This is a genomic window from Paraburkholderia sp. FW306-2-2C-D06C (assembly GCF_058781505.1).
In genome coordinates, this window is record NZ_JBYSWU010000025.1 from 13,196 (window position 1) to 29,190 (window position 15,995).

Here is a 15,995-nt window from a genome sequence, read left to right on the forward strand (position 1 = left end):
GACGAAAACGTGCGTGCTGGATCAATGGCTTGTCTGGCAGGCTCATCGCAGCGCCGTGACGAAAGTGATCCTTTCATAATAGGTCTCGACGCACATTGGACGGGATAGGGTATCCGCGTAGAAACCACCATCCAGCGTGTCGGCAGCGCTATATTTGAACGGCTAGCAGCTTTGCATGGGACCGGAGTAAGCGCTAAAGCGCTAACTCCGGCCGACAGCTCTGCATGGGGCTGGAGTAAGTGCTCTGCATGGGATCGGAGTAACGCGCTATGGGGCTGGAGTAAGCGCTATGGGACCAGAGTAAGCGCTAAAGCGCCAACTCTGGTCGACACGCTAACTCCAGCCGACAGCTTTGCATGGGAGTCACGCATGAAAAGCGTAGTGCTGGGGGGCGGAATCGCAGGCGTCACGGCCGCCTGGTACCTCGCGAAAGAGGGCCGCGAGGTCACGGTGATCGACCGCCAGCCGGACGTCGCGCTCGAGACCAGTTTTGCCAACGCTGGGTTGGTTGCGCCGGGACATTCGTATACATGGGCCTCTCCGCGTGCGCCGAAAATCCTGCTGAAGTCGCTCTTCGTCGAAGGGCAGGCGCTGCGCCTGAAGCTCAACGCGGACCCGCACATGTGGATCTGGTGCCTCCAGTTCCTGCGAAACTGCACGGCGGAGCGCTCCCGGGTGAACACGACGCGCAAGGTCACGCTCTGCCGCTACGCGCAGACGCAACTGCAACGGCTGACGGCCGCCGAGAACCTGCAATACGACCGCATCAGCCGCGGCCTGTTATATCTCTATCGCGACGAAGCATCTTTTGCGCGAGGCGCGCAGAACATGTCGATCCTCAAGGACAACGGCCTGCCGCTCAAAACGCTCGATGCGGCACAGGTCGTCGCACAGGAACCCGCGCTTGGTGCTGCGCGCGACAGGATTGCCGGAGCAATCTATTGCCCAACCGACGAAAGCGGCGATGCGCACCTTTTCACCCGCGCCTTGAAGACGGCGTGCGAAGGCCTTGGCGTGCGTTTCGAATTCGACACGCCGATCAGCGCAATCGAGGCGTCAGGCGACCAGATAGTCGGCGTGCATACGCCGGCGGGACTCGTGCGAGGTGACGAGTTCGTCCTGGCGCTCGGTTCCTGGTCGCCAATTCTTGCGCGTCGCCTGGGTTATCGGCTACCGGTGTATCCGGTAAAGGGCTACTCGGCCACTTTCCCGATCGGGCCGGATCACCGTTCGCCGGATCTTGGCGGCGTCGATGAGAACCACCTCGTGGCGTGGGCGCGTTTTGGCCGGCGGCTGCGCTTTACTGCAACCGCGGAATTCGCCGGCTATGACACCCGCCACACACCCGCCGACTTCACGACCATGCTGCAGGCCGCACGCGAGCTGTTCCCCGGCGGCGCCGACTATGACAGTCCGTCCTACTGGGCCGGTCTGCGCCCGATGACGCCGGAGGGTACGCCGTTGATCGGCCGCACGCGTCACAGGAACCTGTATCTGAACACCGGTCACGGACACATGGGGTGGACGATGTCGTGCGGCACCGCGAAACTGCTGGCCGACATCATGACCGGTCGCCAACCCGAGATCGACATGACAGGGATGACACTGAAATGAGCACTGGTGCACTGCAGGGCGATGCCTACGCAAGACTCGATTTCGTGCTGGACGACGGCATCTGCCGGCGTGCCGCCATTGGCCTCGTGGTGCTCGCCACCGATCATACGATCGAACACGAATGGCGCAAGCTGCTGACGCAGGACGGCGTGGCGTTCTACGAAAGCCGGGTGTACAACTCGGCAGACATCACGCCCGAACGACTGATGGAAATGGACTCCCGCATTGCAGCGGCGGTGGCGCTGATTCGCCCTGGCGAGCGGATCGACGTCGTGGCGTTTGGCTGCACGTCGGCATCGATGGTGATCGGCGAGGAAAACGTGTTCGCGCGCATCCGCGAAGCACGTCCCGGCGTCGCCTGCACCACGCCCATCACCGCTGCGCTCGCTGCGTTGCGCGCGCTCGGCGTGCAGCGAGCCGCACTGCTGACGCCCTATGTGCGCGCAATCAATAACACCATGCGCGACTACATCGAGGCGCGGGGTGTCGGAGTCACGCGGATGGCGTCATTCGAGCATGCGAACGACAACGAAGTTGCGCGGATTGACGCGGCGTCCCTGCGAGCCGCCGTCGAGCACCTTGCACAGAACGCCGACGTGGACGCCGTTTTCGTGTCTTGCACGAGCTTGCGCATCGCCGGGCTCATTCCAGAACTCGAGGCAAGAATCGGCAAGCCCGTGATATCGAGCAACTTCGCGATGGCCTGGCACGCGTTGCGCCTCGCAGGCGTGGAGGATTGCGAGCCTCATCTGGGGAGCTTGTTCGCGCTTTGATCGTAGATCAGGCGCGTGACCCGGGAGCAATCAGAACGGCGGGTTGTCCTCGTGTTCATGCAGCGTTCATGCAGCGGGTTTGCGAACCGTAGCCGTAAGCTGTTGCCTCCACCCTGGTGAAATCCCTTAACGACGCGCGCCGATGGTATCGCTACCCTCGGCGGCATTGAACAGACCGTTGCGGGTTCGGCCTGCACGGCACGATGGTAGCGCTACCACGGAGAAATCAGTGTCATCGAACCGCAAAACACCTGAGCAGCTTCGCAGCTATCGCTGGTACGGCGTGAATGACCTCCGCTCGTTCGGCCACCGTTCCCGCACGGCGCAAATGGGGTATCACGCGTCGGATTACATGGGCAAGCCGGTGATCGCCGTCGTCAACACGTGGAGCGAGATCAACTCCTGCCATACGCATTTCAAGCAGCGCGCGGAAGAAGTGAAGCGGGGCGTCTGGCAGGCCGGAGGCTTTCCAGTCGAAATGCCGGTGATGACGCTCGCCGAACCATTCCAGAAACCGACCACCATGCTCTATCGCAACTTCCTCGCGATGGAGACGGAGGAGTTGCTGAAGTCTTATCAGTTCGACGGTTGCGTACTGATGGGCGGCTGCGACAAGACCACGCCCGGCTTGCTGATGGGCGCGATCAGCATGAATCTGCCGACGATCTTTCTGCCGGCCGGCCCGATGCTGCGCGGCAACTGGAACGGCCGCACGCTGGGCAGCGGTTCGGACACCTGGAAATACTGGGCTGAATTGCGGGCCGGCAACATCACGGAAGAGGAGTGGAAGGGCATCGAGAGCGGCATCGCGCGCTCGCCCGGTCACTGCATGACGATGGGCACAGCGTCCACGATGACGAGCGCCGCCGAAGCGCTCGGGCTGACCTTGTCCGGATTTTCGTCGATCCCCGCAGTCGACTCGCGGCACGCGCAATTCGCATCGCTCACCGGCCAGCGGATCGTGGAGATGGTATGGACCGATCAGAAACCGTCGGACATCCTGACCGCCAAGTCCTTCGACAACGCCGTCACGACCGTGCTGGCGATGTCGGGCTCGACCAACGCGATCGTTCATCTGGTGGCCGTGGCGCGCCGCGCCGGCATCGATCTGACCACGGCCCGCTTCGACGAACTGGCGCGCATCACGCCGGTCATCGGCAATCTGCGTCCGGCCGGCCAGTACCTGATGGAAGACTTTTTCTATGCAGGCGGTCTGCGCGCGCTGCTCGTCGAACTGGGTGAGCTGATCGACGGGTCGCAGATGACGGTCAACGGCTCGACGCTCGGCGAAAACATCGCGGGCGCGGAGATCTTCAACGACGACGTGATCCGCAGGCGCAGCAATCCGCTCGTCGCGAGCGACGGCCTTGCGGTGCTGACCGGCAATCTCGCGCCGGACGGCGCCGTGATCAAGCCGGCGGCGATGGAGGCGCATCTGCTGAAGCACCGCGGTCCCGCTGTCGTGTTCAAGGACTACGCCGATATGGCCGCGCGTATCGATTCGGAAGCGCTGGAGGTCACAGCCGATTCCGTGATCGTGCTGCAGCACGCGGGTCCGGTCGGCGCGCCAGGCATGCCCGAGTGGGGCCAGTTGCCGATTCCGAAAAAGTTGCTGAAGCAGGGCGTGCGCGACATGCTGCGCATTTCCGATGCGCGCATGAGCGGCACGAGCTACGGCGCGTGCGTGCTGCATGTGGCGCCCGAATCGTTTGTCGGCGGACCACTCGCGCTCGTTAAGGACGGCGACATGATCGAGATGGACGTGCACGCGCGCCGCTTGCATCTCGAGGTCAGCGATGCGGAACTCGCCGCGCGCAAGGCCGCATGGCAGCCACCGAAACGTCCTTTCGAGCGCGGCTTCGGCGTCATGCATCAGTTGCACGTGACGCAGGCCAACAAGGGCTGCGACTTCGACTTTCTTGAAGAGCCCGTAAAAGCAGCCGCGCAGCCGCATCCAACGTCAGCCGTTCTGACCGGGCAGCCTGACCACGATGGGTCAGCCACGAAGCGCACCGAGCCCGAAATCCACTAACTCATGCAGAGCCTGTCATGACCGCATCCGATATCCCCGTCAGCGAAGCGACGCTCGAACAACTCCGGGACGTCAGCACGGCCACGTTGACGACCCAACTCTTCAAGCGCGGCCTGCGCAATGTTTTCCTGCAAGGCGTCGCGCCGCTCGTCAAACCGGCGCCGGGTACGCCGAACGTGGTCGGTCCGGCGTTCACGCTACGCAACATTCCCGCACGGGAAGACCTCGATCACGTCGGCGTCTTCCAGGATCCGGACCATCCGCAGCGTAAAGCCGTCGAGACGGCGCCGCCGGGCAGCGTGCTGGTGCAGGACTGCCGCGGCGAGCGCGCCGTTGCGTCGGTCGGCTCGATTCTCGCACTGCGTCTTCTCCCGCTACTGAATCATGCCGAATCACAAGCCGAGCGCCGCGGCCGCGCCTGACGTGCCGGAGCCGACGGTCACGCCCGCCAAACGCCGGCGCGGCGGCCCCAAGGGTCTGCGCATCACCGATGTCGCCGCGTTGGCCGGCGTCGCGCCGATTACGGTGTCGCGTGTATTCAACAGCCCCGAGACAGTCGCGCCCGAAACGCTCGAACGGGTGAGGCAGGTAGTGCAGAAGCTCGGTTATGTGCCCAATCGCCTGGCCGGCGGCTTGTCGTCATCGCGCTCGCGGCTGATCGCGGCCATCGTGCCGACTATCGCTCACTCGCTCTTTTCGGAAACGATCCAGGTGTTCAGCGAGACGATGACGCGCGCCGGCTATCAGGTGCTGCTGGCCCTGAGCGGCTACAGCGATTCGAGTGAGGAGGCGCTGCTCGACGCGGTGCTGAGCCGGCGCCCCGAGGGCGTGTTGCTGACCGGTGTCGCGCATACCCAATCCTTGCGCGAGCGATTGCGCAACGTGGGCTTGCCGATCGTCGAAACGTGGGACATGACCGAGACTCCGATCGACATGCTGGTCGGCTTTTCGCACTATCAGATCGGCGTGGCGGTGGCCGAGCATTTTTTGCAACGCAAGGTCCGCGCGCCCGGCCTGGTCTCCGCTAACGACGACCGCGCACGCGCGCGCCGCGACGGTTTTCGCGAGCGGCTGGCTCAGGCCGGCATCCACGAGATCGCCGAAGTGCTCGTGTCGCCGCCGAGTTCGGTGGCCGTCGGCAAGGCCGCGTTGCCGACGCTGATCGAACGGGCGCCGCATCTGGACGCCGTGTTCTGCGGCTCGGATCTGCTGGCGATCGGCGTGCTCGGCGCGGCCAGGCGTCTTGGGCTGGACGTGCCGTCGCAGTTGTCGATCTGCGGCTTCGGCGACCTCGAATTCGCCACTGAAACCACGCCGCAATTGACCACGGTGCGGGTGGACGGCACGCGCATCGGACGCACGGCCGCGCGTTGCCTGCTAGACCGGCTGGCGGGCAACGACAAGACCAGGGTGACCGATGTGGGTTTTCATATCGTCGAACGCGAAACGACCTGAAAGCAGCATGCAGGCGCTTTCCGAGGGTGTCGAGGCCGGTCGGATCACTGCTGTCCAGGTCGGGCTGTGCCTCAGGGACGTTTACATGTCCGACCGCGAGGGTGGGCGTCGCCAGCAGGATGAATGCGAACTGGCAGTGTGTGAAAATGCTTCTCGACCTTGGCATCAAGTTGGTGGATGCATGACCAAACGCGCACTATGACGACCTCGGTGAGAGATCGCCAGTCGGTCTCTCACCGAAATGCCTCTGATCGAGACGGAGGAGAGTAGAGCATGTCGCGCTTTCCCAGCTTTCAAAGCTTGCGGCCGGCGGGAGTGCGATCGGTCCGGCTGACCACCGGACTGGTGCTGTTCACCTACGTAGGCTCGCACCTCCTGAATCACTCGCTGGGGAATATCTCGCTCGCGTGGCTGGAGCGTGATCTGCTTGTGCAGAAGTTCATCTGGCAAGGATGGTTTGGAACGAGCGTGCTGTACAGCGCGCTGGTGACGCATTTCTTCCTGGGTCTGTGGGCCCTGTATGAGCGGCGTTCCTTGCATTGGAATCCGGCTGAGGTGACGCAGCTCGTCCTCGGCCTATGCATACCACCCCTGCTAGCCAACCATCTCGCGAATACGCGCGTGGCGTTTGCCGAGTTCGGCCTGAACAAGGGTTACGCGCAGTTGCTGTATTCGTTCTGGATCGCTTCGCCGTTCTTCGGCCGTGCGCAGCTGATGCTGTTAGTGGTCGCGTGGCTGCATGGATGTTTCGGACTCTGGTTCTGGTTGCGGTTGAAACCATGGTTTGGGGCGTGGCGCAGCGTGCTGCTGAGCGTCGCCGTGCTGCTCCCGGTGCTGGCGCTGCTAGGCTATCTTCAGGGCGGGCGGGAAGTGATCGCGCTTGCGCAGGATCCTGTCTGGCGCGCCGCGGCGACTCGGCCGACGATCATCGGGACGGAACGGCAAAACCTCTGGCTCGCCAATCTGCGCAACGATTTTTTGCTCTTCGATGGTGGCGCGCTTCTGCTGGTACTCGCAGCGCGGCTGGTGCGCACGGTGCGGGAGCGTCGTGCCGGGCGGCTCTGCATTCTGTATCCAGACGGGCGAAAGGTATTCGTGCCGCTCGGATTTTCGGTGCTGGAGGCTAGCCGCATGGCCGGCGTTCCCCATGCCAGCACATGCGGTGGCCGAGCCCGATGTACGTTGTGCCGGGTGCGCGTGCTCAGCAATGTGCCTTTGCCGGTGCCGGCCGAGGCGGAGCGGCGTGTTCTGGAGCGGCTGGGCGCTGACTCACAGACAGTGCGCCTCGCTTGCCAGTTGCGGCCGACCCATGATCTCTCTGTATGGCCGCTGGTGCCGCCGGGCGCATCCACGGCCTTTCTGCAACGGCGCCAGCGGGACGTCATGCCGCAAGAGCGATTCGCGGCGTTCATGTTCGTGGACATGCGGAATTCCACACAGCTTGCGGCGGCACAATTACCATTCGACAGCATATTCGTGGTCAGTCGCTTCCTGAGTGCGGTCTGCGCCGCAGTGGTCCAGGCGGGAGGCCTGCCAAACCAGTTCCTGGGGGACGCTGTGCTCGCGATCTTTGGCTTACGCAGCGAGCCGGCCGCTGCTTGTCGCCAGGCGCTCAGCGCGGTGCCGCTGGTGGCCGCCAATATCGACGAACTCAATGCTGCGCTGGAGCAGCAACTGCAAACGCCGATCCGGTTCGGCATTGGATTGCATTGCGGCCGGGCTGTCATGGGTGAGATTGGTTTTCGCGAGCATGTGACGTTTACGGCGATTGGTGACCCGTTGAACGTGGCCTCGCGACTTGAGCAATTGACAAGAGAAATCGATTGCGAGGCTATTGTCTCGGAACAGGTGTTCCAGCATGCCGGCGTTTCGGCCTCAGGCCTGCCGGAGCTTACTGCACGTCTGCGAGGCCACAATGACCCAGTGCCCGTCCGCGTGCTGTCCAAGGCGGTGCAGATGCCTCGGGCCTGACACTTCGAGATATTGCCCGGCACTCGGCGCTTCTCCCACGGCAGCTTGCGAAACGGGATGCTCGTCTCCGCCGCACGGGATCGAGTCAAAACTCGCGCAGTGCGATGTGTGCGCCATCGGGTCCTCCCTGCAGCAGCCCCACGCGAAGGCGCCGCGCGCCCTACCTGTCAACGTCGGGCGTCATTTCCCCGGATCAGAACGCGTGGCAGAAATCTCCACGCCCTGCTGGTGAGCTGATTTGACGGTCGGACCAAGATGTTTTCTCGAGGGCGCGGGAATATCCGGCGGCGAAACGGCGTCTACTCATTACGCATCACACAAAACGTTCAGAACGTCTGAAGTGAACAAATTCTCAATGGTCGCCTCTTTCTCTGGTCGTACTAGCGCTCGACGAGTGCATTTGCTCAAGGCAAGACCCGCGCCGAGGTCTATCAGCAGCCAAGCTGAAACGCGCGTGGGTCAACCCTCCAGTTGGGGGGTAATCGGGGTGTGGCTGAACCCGACATTGAGGAGGTTTTCGATGGCTGAACAGAACAGCAAACGGCCGAGCGGGCAGAAGACGATCGCACTCGCACTGCAAGGCGGCGGGATGCACGGCGCGTTCGCCTGGGGCGTGCTTGACTGCCTGCTGGAGGACGGCCGGCTTGAAATTGAAGGCGTCAGCGCGACCAGTGCAGGTGCAATGAATGCGGCCGTGCTGGCCTATGGTCTACAAAAGGGTGATTCCGAAAACGCGCGCCGGGCGCTGCACGACTTCTGGCGCGCCGTTGCGCAATCGGCAGAGAGCTACGATCCCTTCGGCAAGATTCCCTGGTTGAAAGGAACCCACACGTTCGGACTGGACCACTCGCCCATGTACCTGCTGGCGGACATCGTTCTTCGCATCCTCTCACCTTACCAGTTCAATCCCCACAACATGAATCCGCTGCGCGAGATACTGGAGCAACACGTCGATTTCGCCGCGCTGCGCAGACATTGCCCGATCCATCTATATCTATGCGCAACTAATGTCGAGACCGGCAAAATAAGAATATTTTCTAGCCAGGACATGTGTATAGAGGCGGTGCTTGCTTCAGCCTGCCTGCCCACACTGTTCCAGGCGGTAGAGATCGGCGGCGAACACTACTGGGACGGCGGCTATGTCGGTAACCCGGCAATTTTCCCTCTGATCTATAACTGCAGAACGCAAGACGTGGTGATTGTCCACATCAATCCGATTGTGCGCCCCGGCGTACCGACCACGGTGGCCGACATCCTCAACCGCATCAACGAAGTGAGCTTCAATTCGTCACTGATGCGTGAGATGCGCGCAATCGCCTTCGTCACCAAACTGATCCAGCAAGGCAAGGTCGAGCTCGGCGGAATGAAGGAAATGTTGATCCACTCGATTCGGTCCGACCAGACAATGGCCGCACTCGGTGTGTCGAGCAAATACAACGCCGACTGGGACTTCCTCTGCTCTTTGCGTGACAAGGGACGGACCGAGGCCGGGGCATGGCTCGAGGAAAACTACCGCCACATCGGCCAGCGATCGAGCGTTGACATCGGCAAGGAATTTCTTTAGGCAAAAGACGCTCATAAAAAAGGGAGGGCTTCATCCTGCTGATGGCACCTACGTGGACACGGTTTGCGCGTGGCCGAAGCACACGAACTAGTGCATCCACCGGTTGAATCCGCCGACCTCTTAGGGACACTCCCGTCTTAGCCAACAAGCGCTTCCGCGTTGCACCCCCGAACCGCATGCGCTTCGCTGGCGTGCGAAAACGCCGCCGGCCCAGGCAAATTGCTCGACCGGCAACATCGGGGGGCCACTAGTGCTCAACACCCACACTTCCACTGCGGCTGCTGCAACGTCATCCCGTGCTGCCCCTTGTACGCGGCGACCGCAGGCGAGGTCCATCCCTCCAGCATCTGCGGAGCGAGCCGGTAGATCTCGATGCCGAGCGGACGGCATACCTCCAGCGGATCGCGCGCGTCCGGCCCCCACATCGGCAACGACAGATCGCCGCCCGGGCAGGTCGACAGCGCGCACAGCAGGTCGATTTCCGCGAAGAACTCGAGGTAATCACCCTTCTTCGCGGGGCATGCCTTCATGAAGTACTTGTCTTCGAGATTCAGCCCGGTGCACTGGAACACGTTCAGCACGTCGTGCACGTCGTATTCGGTCAAGCCATATGGAGCGATTGCGCGCGTCAGGTTCGAGTGGCAGTGGAAATGGAAATCCTCGCCGGTCAGCATGCGGTTCACGTACGGATCGCAACGCGTGCCGAGCAGGTCGTGGACGCGACCGCCGTGCTCGTCAACGCCGTAGTCGGCCAGGCTGTCGTCCGTGATGGTCACCATCGGACGCAGGAACGGCAGGGTCGACCAAAGACGGTCGTAGGTGCTGACGTGCGCCTGTTGCAGCTGGCGGGTGCGCGAGGCCCACATGCGCTCGCGCGGGTTGTGCTGGTTCCACATGTTCAGGTCGGCGACTTGCGGGCCTTCGATCGTCACAATCCGGAACACATGACCGGCCGGCACGGTCCACGCCTGACCCGAACGGATCGGCACGACGATCGATTCGACCAGCGTGCGGGTATCGTGCTCAGAGGCGATGCGCTGATAAAACGATTTGTCGGGGTCGAGCGCGGATCCCTTGGTCGACTGATAGGCGGCGGGGTAGTTCAACATGACGGAGACTCCTTCATAAGACATGCGGACAGGCTACGCCTGCCACGCGCTGTAGCCCGTTTGGGCAGTGGCCGTTATCGGTGAATGAAATTGGAGTGAGGGTGTAACGAATCAGAGTGTGCTTCCTTCAGCCGAGGGTTGAAAGGGCGCGCAGCTACGCTAACCCGGTTCAAAGCGAAAACTCATCAAATATGAGTTGCCGAAGCCACTGATTGCTGGGTTCGCGATGATTGCGCGCATGCCAGAGAACGTTAATCGAGATATCTGGAATCTTGATTGGGCATGGAGCCGACTCGAGACCAAACGGAGCGAGTGTTCTCGTCGCATAAGCCTCTGGAACAACGGCGATCAGATCCGTTGTCTGAAGGATGTGTCCCACAGCCACGAAATGCGGTACGCGCAGACGCATGTGACGCGTTACACCGGCGCGCTGGATGGCCGTATCGACCATGCCATGGCCTGTACCCTCCGCCACAATCGAGACATGCTCCGCTTGCCAGAATGCTTCCGGAGTCATGCCGGTCCTGGCCAGTGGATGGTCTTTGCGAAAGATGCAAACGTATCGCTGCCTGAAAAGACGCCGCTGAAAGAAACCTGTCTTGAGGTCGGGTAGGAATCCGATTGCGAGGTCGACACGTCCCGTCTCCATATCCTCGCTAAGCGTGTCGGCATGATTGCGCACCGTGCTGATAGAAATGCCCGGCGCAACCTGAGCGAGCCGCTTCATGAGGGCGGGGAGAAAGTAGATTTCTCCGATATCGGTCATCGCCAGTGTGAACGCACGAGTGCTGGACGCTGGGTCGAAGTTCGATGTCGCATTCAGCGTGTTGTATATCGCACCGAGCGCATAGCCGATGGGCTCCGCAAGCGTCTCAGCCAGGGGTGTCGGGATCATTCCTTTCGACGTTCTGAGGAATAGTTCGTCCCCCAGCAGTTTTCGCAGCCGATTGAGCGCGTTGCTAATGGCAGGCTGGGAAATCCCTAGTGTGTTCGCGACTGCCGATACACGGCGTTGCCGAAGCAGCTCATTGAATACGACCAGCAGGTTGAGGTCGATATCTTGAAGTTCCATCCGTGGTCTCCTCCTTTTGATCACCATTATCACGACCGGTGATATCAACTATCAAGCAGTTTCTATTTATCAATAGGGTTGTCGGCGGCATCATGAATGCACCCACTGACCAGCTCGGAGACACTGGCGCCATGGAAGTATCTATTCTGCCGCTTCAGCGCATGCTCGACGTGCGCGCCGGCGAAAACCTGCTCGAAGTGCTGCGTGCCAACCAGATTCCCATCTCATACAGTTGCATGGCTGGCCGCTGTGGCACATGCCGCTGCCGGGTCGCATCCGGCCGCGTGCTGGTGACGGGTAGCGGGGACTCGAATGCACCGACGAGTCGGGGCGAGTCCGTGCTCGCATGTCAGACGACCCTCGTTGAAAACTGCTCGATCGAGATTCCGGAGGTGGACGAAGTGGTCGTTCATCCGGCGAAGATCCTGAAAGCGATCGTGCTCGGCATCGAAGACCTGACGCACGATATCAAGCGTCTGCGCCTCGGGCTGTCCAGGCCGCTCGAATTTTCACCAGGTCAGTACGCGAATCTCCAGTTCACGCCACAGCATATTCGCCCCTATTCGATGGCGGTGACGCAGAACCCTGAAGAGATCGAGTTTCATATCCGGCTTGTACCGGATGGCCGCGTTACTTCTTACATTGCCCGCGAACTGAAAGTCGGTGACCCGGTGCGGATCAGTGGTCCGCTTGGGACTGCATACCTGCGCCGAAAAAACGCTGCTCCCATCGTTTGTATCGCTGGCGGTACTGGACTCGCGCCAATTCTCTCGATCCTCAGGGGCATGGCTGACGCAGGAATGAATAACCGTGTCCACGTGTATTTCGGGGTTCGCTCGAATATCGACGTATACGGCGAACCCTGGTTGAGGGAGTTGCAAAGCCGGCTTCCCCACTTGAAGTTTCACGTCGTCGTCGCGTCCGGTGAGAAAGTGGACGGTTTCCGCAGCGGTGTTGTAACGCAAGCCGTGGGTGACGACTGGAGTGACATGCGCGGCTGGAGCGCGTACGTCGCCGGCGCTCCGGTCATGGTCGACGCGGCATCGATACTGCTCAGGCAGAAGGGTGTCGAGCCTGAACGCATCTACGCCGATGCTTTTTATCCAAGTGGCGTCTGACGGACCCGCAGCGTCAAAGAAATTCAATCATAGGAGACAGGTATGAACGAGGCTCTCGTTGTATTCAAGAAATCGGATTGGAAGGGGGAAGGCTCGAGCCGCATTCCATTCTGGGCATACACAGACGAAGACGTCTATCGCCGCGAGCTCGAGCGTTTCTTTTACTCGGGTCACTGGTGCTACGTCGCTCTCGAAGCAGAGATCCCGAACCCAGGCGATTTCAAGCGAACGGTTATCGGCGAGCGGTCCGTTATCGTCAGCCGGGCAGCCGATGGCGAAATCTATGCGGTGGAGAATGTTTGCGCACATCGGGGCGTTCAATTTTGCCGTGAGAAGTCGGGCAACCGAAAAGACTTCACCTGCCCCTATCACCAGTGGAACTACGACCTGAAGGGCAATCTGGTTGGCGTTCCGTTCCGTCGCGGCGTGAAGCTCGATGGCAAGGTCAACGGCGGTATGCCCGCCGATTTCGATCCGAAAGCGCACGGCCTCACCAGGCTGAAGGTCGCAGCGCGTAACGGCGTCGTGTTTGCCTCTTTCGATCACGACGTTCTGCCGCTGGAGGAGTATCTGGGTCCGACGATCCTGCGCTACTTCGATCGCGTCTTCGACGGACGCAAGCTGACTATTCTCGGCTACAACCGGCAGCGCATTCCGGGCAACTGGAAGTTGATGCAGGAGAATATCAAGGATCCCTACCACCCCGGACTGCTGCACACGTGGTTCGTCACGTTCGGGCTATGGCGAGCCGACAATAAGTCGGAACTGAAGATGGATGAGCACTTCCGTCACGCAGCCATGATCTCGACACGCGGTGCCGCAGGCAAAAGCGAAGTGACGTCTGGCGTCTCGAGCTTCAAGGAACAGATGCACCTGAATGACGCTCGAATTCTCGATATCGTCAAGGAAGATTGGTGGGGCGAACCGACGGCCGTCATGATGACGCTGTTTCCAAGCGTGATCATCCAGCAGCAGGTCAACTCCGTGTCGACGCGACACATTCAGCCTAACGGCCACGGATCATTCGATTTCGTGTGGACGCATTTCGGCTTCGAAGACGACAGCGAAGAGATGACGCGGCGTCGACTTCGTCAGGCCAACCTGTTCGGCCCGGCTGGCTTTGTTTCAGCCGACGACGGAGAAGTCATCGAGTTCTCGCAGGAGGGTTTTGAGCAGAAGCCGTTCCATCGAACGATTGCCGAACTGGGCGGCCGCGACGTGGCCGACGCCGATCACATGGTGACCGAAACGCTGATTCGCGGGATGTATGACTACTGGCGCCGTGTCATGGAGGTTTGAGATGCTCGATTTCACTACATACCAACAACTGCTAGCGCTTTACTCGGACTACGCATCTGCCATCGATAACAACGAATGGGATAAGTGGCCAGAGTTCTTTACGGAAGAGTGCGAGTACAAGGTACAGCCTCGTGAGAACTTCGACCGGGGCTACCCGCTCGCGACCTTGGCATTCGAAAGCCGCGGCATGTTGAAAGATCGGGTCTACGGCATGACGGAGACGATCTTTCACGATCCGTACTACCAGAGGCATGTTGTGGGTACCCCACGCATCCTGCACGTAGACCAGGAGCGTATCCGTTCCGAGGCGAACTATGCCGTCTTTCGTACCAAGCCCGATGAGATTTCCACCGTTTTCAACGTCGGTCGCTACATCGACACGATTCGCCGCACGGACGACGGCCTGAAATTTGAATCGCGCGTGTGCGTTTTCGATAGCGAAATGATCGCCAACTCGCTGATTTATCCGATTTGAGGTTTGCTATGACACAACAATGGACCAAGGTCATCGAGCTGGTTGCAGTCCCGAATGACGACGTCGTCGCGATACAAGCTAGCGGGAAGGAGCTCGCGATCTACGGCGTAGACGGAGACGTATTCGCCACGGACAACATCTGCACGCATGGCCACGCGCGATTGTGTGACGGTTTTCTGGAAGGGCACGAAATCGAGTGTCCGCTGCATCAGGGACGTTTCGATATCCGCAACGGGAAGGCGATGTGTGAACCGCTGACCGCGGACATCAAGGCATATCCCGTGACGATCGAGGATGGCAGCGTCTTCGTCCAGATCTAGATTGTGCCGAGCCTTGGAAGTGTCTCGAAGTTAAATCCCTGACGTCCCGCTAGCCGCAATGTCGGAACAATTTGCACTACAAGGGGCGTCGCCGATCCAGTCACAGGAGACGTGTATGACCGCAAATACGCAACTCGAACAACGCGCGGCTTATTACGGACAGATCGCCCAGCAAAAATTGGCCCCGTTGTGGGAATCGCTGCACAACCTCGTTCCGAAGCAGCCCAAGCCGCAGGCCGTTGCCGCGATCTGGAAATACGCGCAGATACGTCACCTCGTCTTGCAGTCCGGGGCGCTGATCAGCGCGGAAGAAGCGGTGCGCCGCGTGCTGATCCTCGAGAATCCCGGCCTGCCCGGCAAGTCGAGCATGACGCCAAATCTTTATGCGGGCCTCCAGCTAATCCTACCCGGCGAGATTGCGCCGAGCCATCGTCATACCCAGTCAGCTTTGCGCTTCATTGTAGAAGGTGAGAGCGCATGGACCGCCGTCAATGGCGAGCGCACGGTGATGCGCCCGGGCGACTTCATTATTACGCCGTCGTGGACCTGGCACGACCACGGCAATTTGACGGTTGAGGAGGGCGGTGTACCGGTGGTCTGGCTCGATGGGCTCGATATCCCGCTTGTCGCGCATCTGGACGCGGGTTTCGCAGAGAATTTTCCCGAAGCGACGCAGCCTGTTACTCGGCCCGAGGGTGACAGCTTTGCTCGCTATGGCCACAACATGCTGCCGGTTCGGCACAAGGTAGAGGATCCCACGTCGCCGATTTTCAGCTACCCGTACGCACGCAGCCGCGAGGCGCTCGATCGCCTGTACCGCAACGGCGAGCACGACGAGTGGGACGGTGTAAAGCTGCGTTATGTGAATCCTGCGACGGGCGGCTATCCGATGCCGACCATTGCTACCTTCATGCAGTTCCTGCCGGGCGGATTTCGCGGGCGGACTTATCGCAGTACCGATGCAACCGTTTACTGCGTTGTGGAAGGGCGCGGCGCGGTACATATCGGCGAACAGACTTTCACGTTCGAGCCGCACGACGTTTTCGTCGCGCCTTCGTGGGCACAGGTGCGTCTCGACGCGAACAGCGACGCGGTGCTGTTCAGCTACTCGGATCGTCCGGTCCTGGCTGCACTGAATTTGCTACGCGAAGAGCGCGTTTGAAGTCACTTTTAACTATTTTTCAGGTTGAACA

The 15,995-nt window shown here is 60.8% G+C and carries 13 protein-coding genes and 1 pseudogene; 12 read left to right on the forward strand and 2 right to left on the reverse strand.

Annotated elements, in window-relative coordinates; genetic code table 11:
- The first annotated feature begins 369 nt into the window (after window positions 1–369).
- The 7 genes and pseudogenes from AC3WLT_RS19685 to AC3WLT_RS19715 all read left to right on the forward strand — a co-directional run bounded on the left by AC3WLT_RS19685 (window position 370) and on the right by AC3WLT_RS19715 (window position 9,409).
- The gene (locus tag AC3WLT_RS19685; protein WP_492593366.1) at window positions 370–1,614 is read left to right on the forward strand and encodes a D-amino acid dehydrogenase; all 1,245 of its coding nucleotides are present in this window, start codon (window positions 370–372) and stop codon (window positions 1,612–1,614) included.
- Window positions 1,611–2,387, forward strand: coding sequence for a maleate cis-trans isomerase family protein (locus tag AC3WLT_RS19690; RefSeq protein WP_492593367.1), 777 nt, complete (start codon window positions 1,611–1,613; stop codon window positions 2,385–2,387). The genes AC3WLT_RS19685 and AC3WLT_RS19690 overlap by 4 nt, the downstream gene beginning before the upstream one ends.
- A 229-nt stretch (window positions 2,388–2,616) precedes the next feature.
- Window positions 2,617–4,419: an L-arabinonate dehydratase gene (araD, locus tag AC3WLT_RS19695; RefSeq protein ID WP_492593368.1), complete on the forward strand. Its 1,803-nt coding sequence runs from the start codon at window positions 2,617–2,619 to the stop codon at window positions 4,417–4,419.
- A 17-nt stretch (window positions 4,420–4,436) separates the two neighbouring features.
- Window positions 4,437–4,787, forward strand: a pseudogene (locus AC3WLT_RS19700) (RraA family protein); the annotation flags it as partial.
- A gap of 16 nt (window positions 4,788–4,803) precedes the next feature.
- A complete protein-coding gene (locus tag AC3WLT_RS19705; RefSeq protein ID WP_492593369.1) occupies window positions 4,804–5,874 on the forward strand; it encodes a LacI family DNA-binding transcriptional regulator in 1,071 nt (356 codons plus the stop codon).
- A 273-nt stretch (window positions 5,875–6,147) separates the two neighbouring features.
- Window positions 6,148–7,845, forward strand: coding sequence for an adenylate/guanylate cyclase domain-containing protein (locus AC3WLT_RS19710; RefSeq protein WP_492593370.1), 1,698 nt, complete (start codon window positions 6,148–6,150; stop codon window positions 7,843–7,845).
- Between the two features lie 520 nt (window positions 7,846–8,365).
- Window positions 8,366–9,409, forward strand: a complete 1,044-nt coding sequence (locus AC3WLT_RS19715) for a patatin-like phospholipase family protein (protein ID WP_492593371.1) — start codon at window positions 8,366–8,368, stop codon at window positions 9,407–9,409.
- A 254-nt stretch (window positions 9,410–9,663) separates the two neighbouring features.
- On the opposite strand, the gene AC3WLT_RS19720 is transcribed toward AC3WLT_RS19715, so the two are convergent.
- Together AC3WLT_RS19720 and AC3WLT_RS19725 are read right to left on the reverse strand one after the other, a co-directional pair.
- Entirely contained in the window at window positions 9,664–10,518 is an 855-nt protein-coding gene (locus AC3WLT_RS19720) for an urea carboxylase-associated family protein (protein WP_492593372.1), read from the reverse strand.
- 169 nt (window positions 10,519–10,687) lie between these two features.
- Window positions 10,688–11,590, reverse strand: a complete 903-nt coding sequence (locus AC3WLT_RS19725) for a LysR family transcriptional regulator (protein WP_492593373.1) — start codon at window positions 11,588–11,590, stop codon at window positions 10,688–10,690.
- A 131-nt stretch (window positions 11,591–11,721) separates the two neighbouring features.
- Between AC3WLT_RS19725 and AC3WLT_RS19730 the strand changes: the two genes are divergently transcribed.
- From AC3WLT_RS19730 to gtdA, 5 genes are all read left to right on the forward strand, one after another.
- Complete coding sequence (locus AC3WLT_RS19730; protein ID WP_492593374.1) at window positions 11,722–12,708, forward strand: 2Fe-2S iron-sulfur cluster-binding protein; 987 nt, start codon at window positions 11,722–11,724, stop codon at window positions 12,706–12,708.
- Between the two features lie 42 nt (window positions 12,709–12,750).
- Window positions 12,751–14,007, forward strand: a complete 1,257-nt coding sequence (locus AC3WLT_RS19735; protein WP_492593375.1) for an aromatic ring-hydroxylating dioxygenase subunit alpha — start codon at window positions 12,751–12,753, stop codon at window positions 14,005–14,007.
- 1 nt (window position 14,008) lies between these two features.
- The gene (locus AC3WLT_RS19740; RefSeq protein ID WP_492593376.1) at window positions 14,009–14,482 is read left to right on the forward strand and encodes an aromatic-ring-hydroxylating dioxygenase subunit beta; all 474 of its coding nucleotides are present in this window, start codon (window positions 14,009–14,011) and stop codon (window positions 14,480–14,482) included.
- Between the two features lie 8 nt (window positions 14,483–14,490).
- The gene (locus tag AC3WLT_RS19745; RefSeq protein WP_492593377.1) at window positions 14,491–14,802 is read left to right on the forward strand and encodes a non-heme iron oxygenase ferredoxin subunit; all 312 of its coding nucleotides are present in this window, start codon (window positions 14,491–14,493) and stop codon (window positions 14,800–14,802) included.
- 115 nt (window positions 14,803–14,917) lie between these two features.
- The gene (gene gtdA, locus AC3WLT_RS19750) at window positions 14,918–15,964 is read left to right on the forward strand and encodes a gentisate 1,2-dioxygenase (RefSeq protein WP_492593378.1); all 1,047 of its coding nucleotides are present in this window, start codon (window positions 14,918–14,920) and stop codon (window positions 15,962–15,964) included.
- Window positions 15,965–15,995 lie beyond the last annotated feature (31 nt).